Here is a 13,669-nt window from a genome sequence, read left to right as displayed (position 1 = left end):
AGTCAGCTAAAGTAACTGCCTGTTTTTGGCATTGAAGGCGCTCCGAGTGCTTGTCTACCACGGCAACCCGCAGTTGCCTCCGGCTGCTCTGATTTCTTCTTTCTAGTCGCTCAACCAACCACTGCATCGATTGGGGTTGCAATAGTACGATTTCGTATTACTTTAGTTCGATATCGTACTATTGGAGAGTCAAGATGCCAAATCGAAGACGTTTTCTTAAGATTCTAGGCGGAGGCACAATTCTGGCGGCAACGGGTGCGGTTGCGTTCCTCGCTACACGCACGCCGCATGACGCGCTGGCTCCGTGGACGCCAAAACCGTACGAAGACCCACGCAAAGCCGCTTTGTCCTACGCGATTCTCGCCCCCAACCCACACAACTTGCAACCTTGGCTCGTCGAGTTGGTTGGGCAAGACAAGGTTCGCATCAACCGCGATACAGATCGCGAGCTTCCGGAAACCGATCCTTTCCACCGCCAGCTCTATATTGGCCTCGGCGCATTTGTTGAGACGATGGTCCTGGCGGCAGGTGCACAGGGATTTGATACCGAGGTCAAGATACTGCCAAATGGAGATGACGGACCTATCGCAGAAGCAGTGTTTGTTCCCGGCGGAGCGCCCGATCCACTCTCAGATCAAATCCTCAAACGGCATTCCAACAAAGAACCGTACACTGAAAAGCGCCTCTCTGCCGATCAAGTGACTACGCTTGGCAACTATGCAACTTTGATTACCGATGAAGATTTGGTGGCGAGTGTTCGAGACCTCACGAAACGCGCTTTCGAAATTGAAATGCGAACACCGCAGACCCTGAAAGAATCCGTAGACCTCATGCGGATCGGGAAAGCAGAAATAAACGCCAATCCCGACGGGATTGAATTACGCGATCCCATGCTGGAAGCGCTGCGTCTTTCCGGCCTGTTAGACAATGAGACCCTTATGAATGTTGACCACCCAGGCACTCAGTCCCACATGCGAGGCTACTTCGCCATGCTAGATGCGACGCCGCAATACGCAGCCCTCACGACTGCCACCAACACTCGAAGGGACCAACTTGACACAGGACGTAAGTTGATGCGTTTTTATCTGAAGACAACCGAAATGGGCCTGGGCGTTCATCCGGTCAGTCAGGCCCTTCAGGAGTATACTGAGATGGCCAATGAATACGCTCTGGCGCATGAGCTTCTTGCGTCACCGGGCCACACGGTGCAAATGTTGCTGCGTTTGGGATATGGACCCGAGCCAATTGCCACACCCCGCTGGCCACTGGAGAACCGAATTCTGAATGAAGCCTGAAGATGAGACCAACGAAGTCTACCGGTTCTTCACCGAGGTCGGGATCATCAATCAGTTGATCTCGACCAAGCTCGAAGCGTTCTTGCCCGGAAGAATGACAGCGACTCAATTTGGAGTATTAGGACATCTGGTCCGGCGTCCCGAGGGAGAAACTCCGCTGCAGCTATCGAACGCGTTTCAAGTGCCCAAAACGTCGATGACGCACATGCTCGCGAGCCTTGAAAACAATGCGCTGATCACCCTTGAAACCAACCCCAACGACAACCGCTCCAAAATTGCCCGGTCAACGCCGCAAGGCGCGGAGTTTATGAGAGTTTGTACGGAGCGGATGTCCGAGTCCCTGGCTCCGGTATTATCGGAACTCGGGTCAGGCCCATTTCACAATTCGCTACCCTATCTTGCGCTCATTCGGGAAGCTTTAGACAGCGAACGAGACTAGGCAAAAATCAGTTTCAGCCAGAATACAAAGCTAAATTCTTAGAACATCATGCAGTCTCCGCCCGGGGGAAGCGGCGGTGATCCTGCTGGCAAGGTGGGCGTGTAGTCAAATGTCACAATCTTCGCGCCGCCGTCGAATGCCACGAACAGTTGGTTAGATCCCGGCCTAATGGCGATGCCTTCCGGATCAACGCCGAATTCCAACAGACTTTGCTGGGCGAGCAGTCTGCCGTCTGCCGTAAACTCATACAAGCTGTTTGACCCTTCCCAGTCATCAACAATCAACATGTGACCGGTGCGCGGGTCAATCGCGATGCCCTGCGGCTCACTCAAGGGAGGAGAGAGCTTCATGGTATTCAACCTTGCCGTAAGGACGCCTTCTGAAGTGAACCAGGACAACCGTTCGGGATCGTCTTCGACGGTCACGATCTGCCCCTGGGCATTGATTGCGATCCCTTCGGTATCCGCAAAACCACCTTCAAGCTCAAAGGGTGCTGCTAAAGTGACACCTTCCTTAGTTAGACGTTGGAGGCTGCCGAGACCGTCGCCTAGCAACAAGTGATCCCCTTCGATAGCAATTGCTTTAATACGGAAGAGATCGCTGGATATGCGGCGCAACTCATCACCTTGCAGTGTAACAAGAACTGCTTCAGGCCCCTCGTTCGCAATCCACAAGCCACAAAAAGTCGGATCGTAGTCAAGACTTGCGGGTTGGTTCAGCTCGTAACGGCCCGTTTCGCGCAACTGCAATGCCGCGACGGGATTGGAAGCGGCGCAAAGCAACAAGGCGATGGTCCTTGCAAACACTCAGAATGCTCCTAAACCTGCATCAGAAAGGTGGATCGGTGTCGCGAAGAGTCAATCCAACAAACGCATGAACTCCTAAAAGCAAACCGCATCACTTAGCCTGATCAGAGAGACTGAGGACACGAAAAATCTGCACGGGATTACCGATGCCCTTCATCTTTCTTTCCCCCAGTTCTTCTGTCTCTACATACTCTTCTATGTCTAAAAGCGCACGTTGGTTCAAAAGGATCTGCCCGTCGATGGCAAAATCGCAAAGCCTCGATGCAGTGATCACCACACCGCCGATAGCGGTGTAGTCGGCACGACCATGAAACCCGATTAGCCCTAGGGTCGCGTAACCGCTGCTGATTCCGATACCCAGACCCATTGCATGCCCAAGCTTCTGCCAAGGTGCTCGAATTTCTTCAAAAGCTGCGCTTATTGCTTTAGCCAAACGTACAGCTTGCAGGACGGGTTGATCGCAGGGAACTGGATCATTGAAAAAGACCATTAATCCGTCTCCGGCTCGGTATCCGATTGTTCCCTTGTGTAGTGCAACTAGTTGACCAACCTCGTCGTGGAATTGCTGGAGAAGAGTAATGGCTTCTTCCGGCTCAATCGCCTCAGAAACGGCGGTGAAATTCCGGATGTCGCAGAATAGGCAAGAGATGTATTGACGATGGGTCTTAAGAAGCTCGTCAGAGTTTTCTTCTACGACAAGCTCCGCCACCTGAGGAGCAAGGAATTGTTTAAGTCGCCCTAGCCTGTCAATCTCGCCTTCCTGGCGCTTCACCTTCTCTGTCAGCCTTTCGTTCAAAGCCTCTATTTCACGCGTCTGGTTACGAACCGTGTGGTTTAACGCGTCGAGAATGAAGTTTTGGTTTAGCAAAGCCGCAATCACCAAAAGCACATAGGCGAGCGCTTCTACGCGTTCGTCATAGCCAAAATACAGTGTGATAATCAGTATAGTGGCAGCAATTCCACCAAGGACGAGTGGAAGCTCTTTGGCATGCCGTTTCCGGTCTCTCCACAAGAAACTGACCGCCAACAAAGCAAACACCCACATGAGCACGGCTTGCGCATGTGGATTTATTGAAAGCGCTTCATAGCCAACCAAATAAGTCAACAGAATACCAGAATAGCATGTGGCCAAAGAGGCAAGTGCAGCCAAAACTGCTCCGATCCCTATTGGCATCGAAATTCTGAATTCCTCCGTTGCCACGCCGATACCATCGGCTACAGCACGCGACGAATGTTCCGCGGCGGAGTCACTTCTGTTCTCGGGATCAGACATGGTCCTCGTTTGCGCTTGGCCGCTGCAAGAGTACGTTTGAAATGATGTTGCGTCAAAACCGCCAGCCCCTATTTGGACGGTCGAGGTTTTTTGCGAAATCATCACCCTCAGACAAGACAACCTCAAGTTTCACATTGGTCGGCAACAGAGGTGAATTTAGGAACCTGACCTTCAGTGGAAACCAATCTCGCTGACATCAACGCTGGCCTCGTGATCGCGCCCGAAAGCTACAACCCCGACTGAGGTGATTGCGTCTGCAACAGGAGTAGCGCGCAACATGGCACCTGAAGCCTTGAAGCCTGACAGAGGCAAATAGACTTCGGTCCAGTCTTCAGAAGTTGCGAACGCGGCCTGGTAGTATTGCCACGGAAGCACCGTGCCACGTGTTCTGAGGTGAACGAAGTATTGCTCGCCGTTCCCCCGTACCAATAGCCTGACGCCTGATACAGCCTCATCTAGTCGCTCAGACAACTTGCGTCGGAACTGGATGAAGCCCCCGTTGTTTTCTGTACTCACGGTTCCGGTCAGCCGCGCGAATGCAACATCACCTTCCGAACGAAACTGCACCTGTCCTGAGGAAACTCCTCCCATGACGGTGTCGGCAACGTAGTCCCAACGCGTCTCCGGAGACTTGGAAAAGTCTTCAGTCAGTTTTTCATCAGCCTGAGCCATTGTGCATCCGATGATAACAAAACCTGAAACAAGCCCGATGAAGTTTGCACGCATATTGTTCCTTGTCAGTTCAGTATCGCAATGGAGAGGTTCAGCGCCGTGGCAAATGCGACCCATGCAAAGTACGGCAGGAAAGCCAGTGCGGAAACCCGATCTGAATTCCTGACCCGAGCAATGAACATGACGATCACAGCCAACAACGCGACAATGATCACAAGGGCAAACCACGGCAGTTGCATTACGAAAAAGGCTGGCGACCACAAAAAGTTCAAACTCATCTGCGCCCACCACAGCTTCATGGCGGTCGAGCTTCGATCTGCTTCAAACTGACGCCAACCCGCCATGGCGATCAACACATAAAGCACCGTCCAAACCGGCCCAAAAATCCAATTTGGTGGATTGAAAGCCGGTTTAGAGAGCTGCGCATACCATTCGCCAGGTGCGGTCAGTGTTCCGATCAGAATGCCGCCTCCCAACATAAGCGCGAGGAATGCTATGCGGATCAACCAATTCGACATTGTAGGATGGCTTTCAGCAGTCCCTGGTCGTCACGTTTACAAGCGCGTCCGAAGAGAAGGTCGCAGTACTGGTCTCTTCCGCAACGGTATAGGACACCGTGGCGCCTTCGATCTCCGAGCCTGTAACAGTGATTTCGCGTTGCCCGATAGTATCATCGACATCGATGGTAAAGGCGAGTGTGTCCCCGGCTGCGAGGGAGGCGATTTCAAGTTCTATTGTATCTTGCCCGTCCACGACCGCTGGAATTTGCCGCAGAGCATCCGCACCCTCAACGAATTCGAGAGGCTGGAAGACCTCGACGCCCGCACCCTTTTCAGTAACGTCGAAAATCAGACGTCCCGCAGATTTCGACAAGTCAATTTTGAGGATCGAGGCTTCTACTTCGCAAGCTCCAACGTTTGTCAGAACAAAACGGTCCTTGGGTGCTCCTTCTATAAAGCGAATTTGTACACCGGCTTGAAGCGAAGTAGCTGCAAATAATCCAAGGGTCGCCGCGAGAATACTCTTCGGGAGCATATTTATCTCCTTGCTAAAGGGTTCTTGATAGATACGCTTCGGCGGGTTTCTTGGATCAGACTTATGCCCTCTGACTATCGTGGTTTAGCCGACAGGAGCTTTCAAAGCTCCATGCACCGCTGTCAGAACGGTTAAGTCAAAACATGCCATTGTCATTCTCGCTGTTTGCCGGAACCTCCTGAAGAACGTCCCAGTGTTCGACAACCTTACCTTCAGCATCCAGGCGAAAAATATCGATACCTGCGTACTCGAGACCATCAGGCCAGATTTGGTGGCAATGCAGAACAACGTGGTCGTCTTCAGCAAACGCACGTTTGATGTCCACACGCTTTCCCGGATATTCGGCGGCCATGCGCTCGAAATATTCGATAAACGCTTGCTTGCCGTCGCCAACATGCGGGTTGTGCTGCGTATAGGTATCACCAACAAAGATATCTATGGCTTCCGCAGGCCGACACTCATTGAACATCATTTCGTAGAAAGCAATGACATTCTTCTTGTTGGTTTCGAGTTCCAGCATGCTGATCTCCAATTCGACGCTTGTACCGCCCAAAAATGTTGGTCCGGGTAATTCTTGGAAGCAACCCAGTAATGATCTCGATCACTAATCGGCAAGAATTTACGAGTTTAGTTTTGCGTTCCGACTATTTCGAGTGTTTGTCCCTTACTCGATTTCTTCAAAGTCTATGTGAATGTGATTTCCATCAGGATCGGCCACATGGATTTGGACCATTCGGGCGCCCGGGACGTCAGTTTTGCGGTACTTGATCTGATTCGAGCTCAGTTTTTCTTCGAGTGCGCTCGAGCTTGAGCTTCACTTCGGAGCCGACATTTGGCGTTCCCTCGTGACCCACAAGATGAACCACTGCGTGATCACCCGCATACAACCAAGCTCCGGGGAACGGAAAATCAGGGCGGGTCCCGAGTTTCAAACCCAGGACCTCTTCATACCAAGCAACCATGTCAGGCAACCTAGTCGTCACGATGTTCACATGATCCAGCCGTTCAATTCTCATCTAAAAACCCTCAAGCACGAGCTTTCCTTTGGCCTTCCCGCTTTCAAGGATAGCATGCGCTTTCTTTAAGTTTGTAGCATTGATCCTACCAAGTGTATCGGTCGCTGTGGATCTGATCTTTCCGTCATCTATCATCCCGGCGACCAGATTCAGGATTTCGCTTTGACGGTTCATATCTCCAGTCCCAAAAAAAACGACCGAGTGTACATGAACTCCCAATGCAATGAGATCGATTTGGGTTTGAACGTCGCGATGTCGAAGGTTTCAGGATCATCAATCAACCCAAAGCGACCTTGAGGTGTCATCACCTCTCCAGCTTGAGACGCATAAAGCTGGGAATGGTTTGTTGAATAGACGAAATCCACACTTTCGATACCGAGAGCCTCGAGCAGCGTTTGGTATCTGGTGCGAAAAATCGCAGAGTTGGCTGTTCGAGAGATTGAAGCAACGTCTGACAATGAGCACGATGTGTCGCCAGATGACACCCAACAAAACGAACAATGAAGAGTACCAGGGCCGGTCTGCCGTCCTTCTGCACCATCGCAAACTACTCGCGCTGGAAGACGAGCTTGTTTGCAGAATTAGAGCCACTCCTGAAGAAGCGCTCGCACGCCCGAGAACTGGCTTTCCTAGAGCGATGAAGTATTATGCAAAGTTAGCCAATTGCCCGAAAGCGTCAGATACAGAGGGGAATTGGAATGTCGGAAGAAGGCCCCTATGAGACTACCGAAGAATTCGAGAAACGCTGCGAGGTAGACGCCATCACGATGGCCTTTCTCCTACTCAAAGCAGCTCAATTCGCCTCAGAGGATGGGTTAACGCGGAAAAGCATGAGCGCGGATGAGTGGGGAGAACTCGCCCCAAAGCAGGTCTAAGAAGGGCTAGTGCCGGCTGTTTTCTAAAATGTGCGCTATAGGCCGCTATTCCAGAGCTAGCTCACTTAGCCAAAACCTCTTGCAAGTGCTTTGTGAAAGCGCGGGCTGAAGGCTTTGTATGACGACCACCCGCCAGTAACGCGTTCACTTCAACGTTTCCGATTGTCCAATCAGGCAGTAGTTGCACGAGAGTACCTGCGCCCAGCTCGTTCCTACAACTCCAGTACGACGTGCTGACAATGCCCAAACCGGCGACCGCCGCCGTGGTTGTGCTTTCATTGACGGAAATCATCAGTTGGCTTTCGACACGAATGGACTGGACCTTTCCGTCTTTCTCAAAGCTCCAACCCGCTTTTCCAACGCTTGACGGGCCGAGGATGACCTGATGATCCACCAAATCAGAGGGCTGCTTCGGGTTGCCAGCTTTTTCCAGATAAGAAGGGGCGGCAACAACGACCCTGGGTGTCGTGCCCAGCTTGCGCGCGACCATCGTTGAATCTTCCAATGGTCCAAATCGGATGGCAACGTCGATAGCCTCATCAATCAAGTCCTGCATCGAATCCGTCAGGACAAGATCCACCTTCAATTTTGGGTGTTGTTCCAGAAACGGCGGCAGGGCGGGTATGATCTCTCGTTGTGCAAAGCTCGCTGCTGCTCCGATCCGCAAACGACCGCGCAGTTCGCCCGTGCCCCTGACGAAGTGGTTTGCCTCCTCGATGTCGGAGAGGATCGGCTCAATACGCGTCAGATATTCTTCCCCAGCTTCAGTCAGCCGAACGGCATGCGTCGAACGCACAAACAGTTGAACACCCAGCTCTTGCTCAAGGTTGGAAATGATCCGGGACACCGATGGCTGAGATTTGCCGGTTTCTCTTCCCGCAGCGGTAAAGCTGCCGGTACGTGCGACCCGCGAGAACAAGCGTAACGTGGAGAAATTGTCGGACATTCACATTATGAATAACTGTTAGGCTTTTTAGCAACCTACCTACCAATTTACTTATGAGCAACATTTGAACGCAACGGCAGGCTACAAACACATCTGGCCGGCTGAACTCTGAAAACTCCGACGCAAACGCATTCTAGTAAGGAACATCAAATGGCAACCTACGCACAGCACACGGTAGACACTGCTCCTGAAGGGTCCAAGCCAATCCTCTCAGAGATCAAAGGCAAAATGGGCTTTGTGCCGAACCTGGTGGCAACAATGGCGGAATCCCCTGTTCTGGTCGAAAGCTACATGACCATGATGGGCATTTTCGAGAAAACGGATCTGACGCCCACCGAACGCGAAATCATACTGATGACGAATAACCGTCTGAACGGCTGCACCTACTGCATGGCAGCGCACACGGCCGTGTCGAAGATGGCAGGAGTGGATAATAGTGTGATCACGGCATTGCGCGCAGGTACACCAATCGCGGACGCCAAACTCGAAGCTCTTCGCAGTTTTGCTGAAACCATCAACGAAACGCGGGGATGGGCCAGTATTGAGCAGGTCGATGCTCTGATCGAGGCCGGATATTCAAAGCAGACCGTTCTTGAGGTCATCGCCGGGACAGCACTCAAGGTTTTGTCGAACTACACAACCCACATCGTGAACCCGCCGCTCGACAAGGCATTTGAGCCTATGGCTTGGGATCCGGAACCCCCTGCATCGGAAGAATAGTCCGAGTTCTTTTCGCCACGGGGGACTAAATCCGCATTGGATCGCCAGAAATACGGACGTCCGGCAACGAGCGTCGCGCTTAAAGCGCGGCGCTGTTTTGTTTTTCAGGCTGAGTTTGTTCCAATTGGGATCCGCAAATTGGATCATTCGTTTTTTGAATAACCCTTACTCGAATTGGTCAGCTACCACCATTTTCTCAACGGGCCAAATATCAGAACAGGCGGCACGAAAAATCCCTGAGCCGACCAGAGAACGCAATTTGAGAAGTGGAAAAGACATGACCCTCCAAGACCAACTCGATGACTTCAAGGCCCAATTCAAGACCATGGCCCCCGAAGGGGCATTCGAAGCCTTTGCCCGTTCGACACAAGAGCTGATTGACAGCGGTCAGGCCGAGCATGCGTTGAAAGCGGGTGACGTTGTGGCTGACTTCAAACTGACGGATTCGGATCGCAATCCGGTCGCGCTGAAAGACTTGTTAGCCAGCGGCCCGGTGGTTATGACGTTCTACCGCGGTGTTTGGTGCCCCTACTGCAACATCGAGCTGAAAGCGCTTGAAGCCGTTGCCGAGGACATTCGCTCACGTGGTGCGACGCTTGTTGCAATCTCGATGCAAGGCGCGGCGGACAGCCGGAAGTCCCAGAAAGACAATGAACTGAGCTTTCCGATCTTGACTGACAAGAACGGCGAACTGGCTGAAAAGCTTGGTATCCGCTGGACGCTGCAAGATTACGTCATTCCGATTCACGACGGGTTTGGCGTCCACTTGCCGCGCATTCATGGCGACGGCCAGTGGAACCTGCCGATGCCCGCGCGCTACGTCGTCGATACCGACGGCACAATCGCCTATGCCGAAGTGAACCCCGACTATACGCGCCGTCCTGAACCAGCGGATCTGTTCCCTGTTCTCGATAGTCTGTCGGCAACAGCCACTGTGTAACCTGGTTGCGCGCTTCGCAAGACGGGGCTCGGACCATCCAACCTCTCACCCCCCTGCACTTACGTGACCGATGAGCCACCTCAGGCATCTCGGCAAGAACTCGAAAGGATTTTCGAAATGAAAGGCAAACTTATTCTTCCCTATATCATGCTGAACATGCTTTCAGGCATCGGTTCGGTCGTCATGTTCTACCTGTCGGACTTCGATCCGATCTGGATCGGGACATTCTTTGCCACATTCACCTTGCCATTCTTTCTGATGGTGCTGACCGATGCTTTGGGCATTTCCCGCACCTCCAAGAACCTGCCAATCATCCAACTCATAAACCTGGCTGCGGTGGCGTGGGTGGTCTACCAAATCAGCGCTCGCGGTGGTTTCACAGCTGCCAGCGAATACGTCGCCATAGGCCTAGCCTTGTTTGGCGCGATCACTATGCAATGGTATATTCACATATTTTCGAACTATGGCCGCAAGCCAAGCGCAGCCATCGTAAAGGGCAAAGTTCTGCCTGAATTGTCCCTGCAACGTCTGGACGGGACCAGCACGACTTCCGCGTCGTTCGCAGGCGAAAAGACACTGCTGGTATTTTTCCGCGCCAACTGGTGCCCGTTCTGCATGAACCAACTTAAAGAAGTGAAAGCAAAGGCGGATCAACTGGCGAAGACAGGCGCAAAAGTGAAGTTCATCTCCAACCAAGGCACCAAGCACTCGGAGAAACTGGCCAGAAATCTCAATCTGCCCGCGCATTTCGAGATTTTCCAGGACAACGATTTGGCCGCAGCCAAGGCTCTGGGTATTGAAGATATCGGTGGCGCTCCGTCCGGTATGCCGGGCTACCCCGTCGATACCGTCAAAGCGACCGTCATTGCACTGGATAAAGACGGCATAGTGATCTTCGGCGATGAGACAGACAACTACCGCATTCGCCCTCATCCCGATACGTTCCTACACGTCTTCGAACCGCGAGGCAGTGTCCGCGCGTTCTCAGCAGCATAAGATCTGCGACGACCCAAAGTTAAGTGCCGCGTGTCACAACGCGGCACTTTGCCTTCTCAGCTCTTGGTAACCGTTCGCCTTCTTCGCTTCTAAGACCGTTCACAGCCCAAACTGGACATTCGCACTAGACAGTGCAGTTCGTATAGTGCAACCAACCTGCCGTTCAACGGCTTCGCGTCAATGAAAGCAAGGTAACTGTTAACCGTCACAGTTCTGAACGACTAATAAGCTTAGTACAGGCCTTCAATATCCCGAGCCGACTATTCGCCTTTCAGACTTAATGGCCTCTTCCAGTTGAGTTATGCGGTAATTTGCTAAGATTGAAGGCACCTAATTTTCACGCTGCTTTTTTAGGTCACTCGGTGCCTTACCTGTCCAGCCACGAAAGGCATGAGCGAAACTGGTTGCGTCGGAATACCCTAGCACCTCTGCGACTTCTGCTACGCTGGCCTTCTGCTGAGAAAGAAGCATTTCTGCATGTTCACATTTCAATTCTGCAATCAACTTGCCCAAGCTTGTGCCTTCCTTGCGAAGTTTACGTGACAGTTGCTGCTCTGAAAGACCACAGATACCTGCGGCAATTTCATTGTTCAGAGGCTGTACACCAATGTGTGGTTTGAGAGCTTCTCTAACACTGACAATTACTCGCCTCGGAGGTAGCGATGTTCCAGATCGTTCACTTGGTCCTTTGAAAAAGTCGTCGGAAGAAAATGGCTCCGTTAGCCAGATTGCTGGGAAAGCAACGCGATGACCACGTCGATCTCCAGCCAAAACCGAACATCCAAGAAATTCGGACGGAAGTGCGTTTGGGTCGCTTATAGTGACCATCACGTCATCGGGGTTCCATTTTTCGCCGATGGATCGCTTAATAATTTCTCCGAACATCGCTGCAAAGAACCCATCAATCTGAGCTGGTACGAACGGTGTGTCGTAGTATCTGCAACCAAACAGGAAGCCTGATTTTCCGCTCACATCCAAGTGATGCTCGGTGGAACTCGAATGATCAGTTGCCACCACAACCAGTTTGGTGAGGAAAGATCCCAACGTAACAGCGCAGTCTGCGGCCTCGACTAAAGGGGGCCATTTCGATCCCGCTATCATTTTACCAATCTTTGCCAAAAAGAATGGGTCGTCAGCTGCGGAAGCTGCCTCCTCAAAGAACTGGTACATGACGATTGCATGAACGAAAATTTCAGGATCATCGAAGGACTCTCGGGCCAATCCAATCCGTGTGAGTAATTCGTCAGAGCGATCATAAACGGCATCCAGCGCGGAAAGCGCTGGCTTACCCGTTGAGAGCCGGATCAGGGGTTGCGTTGGGCCGCTCATGCCTGATCCTCGAAATATGCGAGGTCCATGATCCACATAGCCATTATGACATCGGAATGTGATGTATTGTCGCCGCCCTGACGATTTCCGTCAATAATCGCATCGCCTTGATCGGAATCGTCAGACTGAACACGGTCAGAACTGTCAGAGTGAACCCCATAAAATGTCTCGTTGCGGCTAACGCCAGCAACCCATTCCGACACCGTGCTATTCGCAAAATGGAGGACTCACTGTGACCGACAACCCCAACAATGCGAGCGACCAAAAGGTGCGCTTCCAAGAAATCAATGAGACCCCCGACGCGGATATTCGACCAGACGATGGGGCGCCAAGTTCGCTGGTCCGGCGCGACATTCTTAAGGCAGGGAGCGCCGCTGCGCTAGCTGCTGGTTTTGTTGCCGCTACACGTGACGCCCAAGCACAAGCGCTCTACACAAATGACCCCCCGGCGGAAGCACCCGACTGGTACACCACTCCATCCGAACAATTGTCGCCACCGGCAGAACGGACGAGTGACTACTATGTTCCAGAGTTCACCGCTGGCAAAGACGCCAATATTGACTGGTGGTTCGGCAGGAATGTAGGGGGTGTAACAATTGGCCTTATTCAGGCACGAGCGTATTTGCCGATGGCGCCGGGCAACATGGGCAATGCAACAACATTCGATTTTCCGATGTTGTACCGGGAAGCAGTTCCCCCAAATGTCTATGACATTCTTGCCCCCGTTCCGACCGAGTCTTTTACTGCTGAAATGGTTAAAGCCGCGAAGTGGCTGGAGCTTCAAGGCGTTCGTGCGATCATGGCAAACTGTGGGTTCTACGGAACTTACCAACAAGCAATCGCCGAGCAAATCGATACGCCTCTTTTCTCCTCCAGCCTACTCCAACTGCCTGCCATGATTGCGAGTTTACCGCCACGTTCGAAAGTTGGCATCGTGACTGCCAATGGTGAGGCTCTTGCTGCTTCACCGGCGATTGAAAACTGTGGCGTGACCCCGCAGCAGAAAGCGGAGCGGCTCGTTATCCAAGGGCTGGAAAATGGTCCTGAAATGCAAAACGTGCTGCAACTCACCGGTAGTTACAACATGCTAGCGCTTGAAAACGAGATTGTGGAAGGCGCTAAGGCCCTGGTTGCAAGTAACCCGGAAGTAAAATGTATCCTCTTGGAATGCACTGAACTGCCGCCTGCCGCTTACAAAGTTCAAGACGCAGTACGTATGCCCGTATGGGACTATACGACACTTACTAAGTGGGTTTACGAGGGTACGTTGCGCAAGCCTTTCCTCGGAGTCATCTGATCCAAAAATTACCCCGGCGATCAATTTGGT

At 52.2% G+C, this 13,669-nt stretch carries 16 protein-coding genes; 6 read left to right on the top strand and 10 right to left on the bottom strand.

The annotated features are described in order from the left end of the window. Nucleotides 1-194: 194 nt before the first annotated feature. Entirely contained in the window at nucleotides 195-1,295 is a 1,101-nt protein-coding gene (locus ACR0DB_RS14305; RefSeq protein WP_480551747.1) for an Acg family FMN-binding oxidoreductase, read from the top strand. Then, nucleotides 1,285-1,734 (top strand): MarR family winged helix-turn-helix transcriptional regulator, encoded by a 450-nt coding sequence (locus tag ACR0DB_RS14300; RefSeq protein ID WP_480551745.1) that lies wholly within the window; start codon nucleotides 1,285-1,287, stop codon nucleotides 1,732-1,734. Before ACR0DB_RS14305 ends, ACR0DB_RS14300 begins: the two co-directional genes overlap by 11 nt. Before the next feature lie 38 nt (nucleotides 1,735-1,772). Here ACR0DB_RS14300 and ACR0DB_RS14295 read toward each other — a convergent pair whose 3' ends face one another. The 9 genes from ACR0DB_RS14295 to ACR0DB_RS14255 form a co-directional block, all read right to left on the bottom strand. Beyond that, entirely contained in the window at nucleotides 1,773-2,540 is a 768-nt protein-coding gene (locus tag ACR0DB_RS14295; protein ID WP_480551743.1) for a hypothetical protein, read from the bottom strand. A gap of 91 nt (nucleotides 2,541-2,631) precedes the next feature. Continuing rightward, nucleotides 2,632-3,813: an adenylate/guanylate cyclase domain-containing protein gene (locus ACR0DB_RS14290; RefSeq protein ID WP_480551741.1), complete on the bottom strand. Its 1,182-nt coding sequence runs from the start codon at nucleotides 3,811-3,813 to the stop codon at nucleotides 2,632-2,634. Between the two features lie 171 nt (nucleotides 3,814-3,984). Further along, nucleotides 3,985-4,539 (bottom strand): CIA30 family protein, encoded by a 555-nt coding sequence (locus ACR0DB_RS14285; RefSeq protein ID WP_480551739.1) that lies wholly within the window; start codon nucleotides 4,537-4,539, stop codon nucleotides 3,985-3,987. An 11-nt stretch (nucleotides 4,540-4,550) separates the two neighbouring features. Beyond that, nucleotides 4,551-5,003: a TspO/MBR family protein gene (locus ACR0DB_RS14280; protein ID WP_171123463.1), complete on the bottom strand. Its 453-nt coding sequence runs from the start codon at nucleotides 5,001-5,003 to the stop codon at nucleotides 4,551-4,553. 13 nt (nucleotides 5,004-5,016) lie between these two features. After that, entirely contained in the window at nucleotides 5,017-5,520 is a 504-nt protein-coding gene (locus tag ACR0DB_RS14275; protein WP_171212948.1) for an aggregation factor core, read from the bottom strand. 136 nt (nucleotides 5,521-5,656) lie between these two features. Beyond that, complete coding sequence (locus ACR0DB_RS14270) at nucleotides 5,657-6,040, bottom strand: nuclear transport factor 2 family protein (protein WP_480551736.1); 384 nt, start codon at nucleotides 6,038-6,040, stop codon at nucleotides 5,657-5,659. Between the two features lie 229 nt (nucleotides 6,041-6,269). After that, a complete protein-coding gene (locus ACR0DB_RS14265) occupies nucleotides 6,270-6,536 on the bottom strand; it encodes a VOC family protein (RefSeq protein WP_480551734.1) in 267 nt (88 codons plus the stop codon). Further along, nucleotides 6,537-6,671, bottom strand: a complete 135-nt coding sequence (locus tag ACR0DB_RS14260; protein ID WP_480551839.1) for a hypothetical protein — start codon at nucleotides 6,669-6,671, stop codon at nucleotides 6,537-6,539. An 801-nt stretch (nucleotides 6,672-7,472) separates the two neighbouring features. Then, nucleotides 7,473-8,357, bottom strand: a complete 885-nt coding sequence (locus tag ACR0DB_RS14255; RefSeq protein WP_480551732.1) for a LysR family transcriptional regulator — start codon at nucleotides 8,355-8,357, stop codon at nucleotides 7,473-7,475. 150 nt (nucleotides 8,358-8,507) lie between these two features. Between ACR0DB_RS14255 and ACR0DB_RS14250 the strand changes: the two genes are divergently transcribed. The 3 genes from ACR0DB_RS14250 (at nucleotide 8,508) to ACR0DB_RS14240 (ending at nucleotide 11,013) form a co-directional block, all read left to right on the top strand. Then, nucleotides 8,508-9,077 carry a carboxymuconolactone decarboxylase family protein gene (locus ACR0DB_RS14250; RefSeq protein WP_480551730.1) on the top strand — a complete coding sequence of 190 codons (570 nt, stop codon included), beginning with the start codon at nucleotides 8,508-8,510 and terminating at the stop codon, nucleotides 9,075-9,077. A gap of 277 nt (nucleotides 9,078-9,354) precedes the next feature. Then, nucleotides 9,355-10,017, top strand: coding sequence for a peroxiredoxin-like family protein (locus ACR0DB_RS14245; RefSeq protein ID WP_480551728.1), 663 nt, complete (start codon nucleotides 9,355-9,357; stop codon nucleotides 10,015-10,017). 117 nt (nucleotides 10,018-10,134) lie between these two features. Further along, nucleotides 10,135-11,013, top strand: a complete 879-nt coding sequence (locus ACR0DB_RS14240; RefSeq protein WP_480551726.1) for a peroxiredoxin family protein — start codon at nucleotides 10,135-10,137, stop codon at nucleotides 11,011-11,013. Between the two features lie 330 nt (nucleotides 11,014-11,343). Here ACR0DB_RS14240 and ACR0DB_RS14235 read toward each other — a convergent pair whose 3' ends face one another. Continuing rightward, nucleotides 11,344-12,342, bottom strand: coding sequence for an AraC family transcriptional regulator (locus ACR0DB_RS14235; protein WP_480551724.1), 999 nt, complete (start codon nucleotides 12,340-12,342; stop codon nucleotides 11,344-11,346). Between the two features lie 232 nt (nucleotides 12,343-12,574). Between ACR0DB_RS14235 and ACR0DB_RS14230 the strand changes: the two genes are divergently transcribed. Beyond that, complete coding sequence (locus tag ACR0DB_RS14230) at nucleotides 12,575-13,639, top strand: aspartate/glutamate racemase family protein (RefSeq protein WP_480551722.1); 1,065 nt, start codon at nucleotides 12,575-12,577, stop codon at nucleotides 13,637-13,639. Nucleotides 13,640-13,669: the final 30 nt, after the last annotated feature.

Source organism: Ruegeria sp. AB6 (assembly GCF_056542685.1).
The sequence above is the reverse complement of the archived record's forward strand: the minus strand, read 5'-3'. Positions and strand labels throughout refer to the sequence as shown.

What these genes read in the sequence shown, in the direction of transcription:
- ACR0DB_RS14300 (WP_480551745.1), top strand. Translation starts at nt 1,285, where the DNA reads ATGAAGCCTGAAGATGAGACCAACGAAGTCTACCGGTTCTTCACCGAG.
- ACR0DB_RS14275 (WP_171212948.1), bottom strand. Translation starts at nt 5,520, where the DNA reads ATGCTCCCGAAGAGTATTCTCGCGGCGACCCTTGGATTATTTGCAGCT.
- ACR0DB_RS14285 (WP_480551739.1), bottom strand. Translation starts at nt 4,539, where the DNA reads ATGCGTGCAAACTTCATCGGGCTTGTTTCAGGTTTTGTTATCATCGGA.
- ACR0DB_RS14240 (WP_480551726.1), top strand. Translation starts at nt 10,135, where the DNA reads ATGAAAGGCAAACTTATTCTTCCCTATATCATGCTGAACATGCTTTCA.
- ACR0DB_RS14265 (WP_480551734.1), bottom strand. Translation starts at nt 6,536, where the DNA reads ATGAGAATTGAACGGCTGGATCATGTGAACATCGTGACGACTAGGTTG.
- ACR0DB_RS14260 (WP_480551839.1), bottom strand. Translation starts at nt 6,671, where the DNA reads ATGATAGATGACGGAAAGATCAGATCCACAGCGACCGATACACTTGGT.
- ACR0DB_RS14305 (WP_480551747.1), top strand. Translation starts at nt 195, where the DNA reads ATGCCAAATCGAAGACGTTTTCTTAAGATTCTAGGCGGAGGCACAATT.
- ACR0DB_RS14255 (WP_480551732.1), bottom strand. Translation starts at nt 8,357, where the DNA reads ATGTCCGACAATTTCTCCACGTTACGCTTGTTCTCGCGGGTCGCACGT.
- ACR0DB_RS14290 (WP_480551741.1), bottom strand. Translation starts at nt 3,813, where the DNA reads ATGTCTGATCCCGAGAACAGAAGTGACTCCGCCGCGGAACATTCGTCG.
- ACR0DB_RS14235 (WP_480551724.1), bottom strand. Translation starts at nt 12,342, where the DNA reads ATGAGCGGCCCAACGCAACCCCTGATCCGGCTCTCAACGGGTAAGCCA.
- ACR0DB_RS14280 (WP_171123463.1), bottom strand. Translation starts at nt 5,003, where the DNA reads ATGTCGAATTGGTTGATCCGCATAGCATTCCTCGCGCTTATGTTGGGA.
- ACR0DB_RS14270 (WP_480551736.1), bottom strand. Translation starts at nt 6,040, where the DNA reads ATGCTGGAACTCGAAACCAACAAGAAGAATGTCATTGCTTTCTACGAA.
- ACR0DB_RS14245 (WP_480551728.1), top strand. Translation starts at nt 9,355, where the DNA reads ATGACCCTCCAAGACCAACTCGATGACTTCAAGGCCCAATTCAAGACC.
- ACR0DB_RS14250 (WP_480551730.1), top strand. Translation starts at nt 8,508, where the DNA reads ATGGCAACCTACGCACAGCACACGGTAGACACTGCTCCTGAAGGGTCC.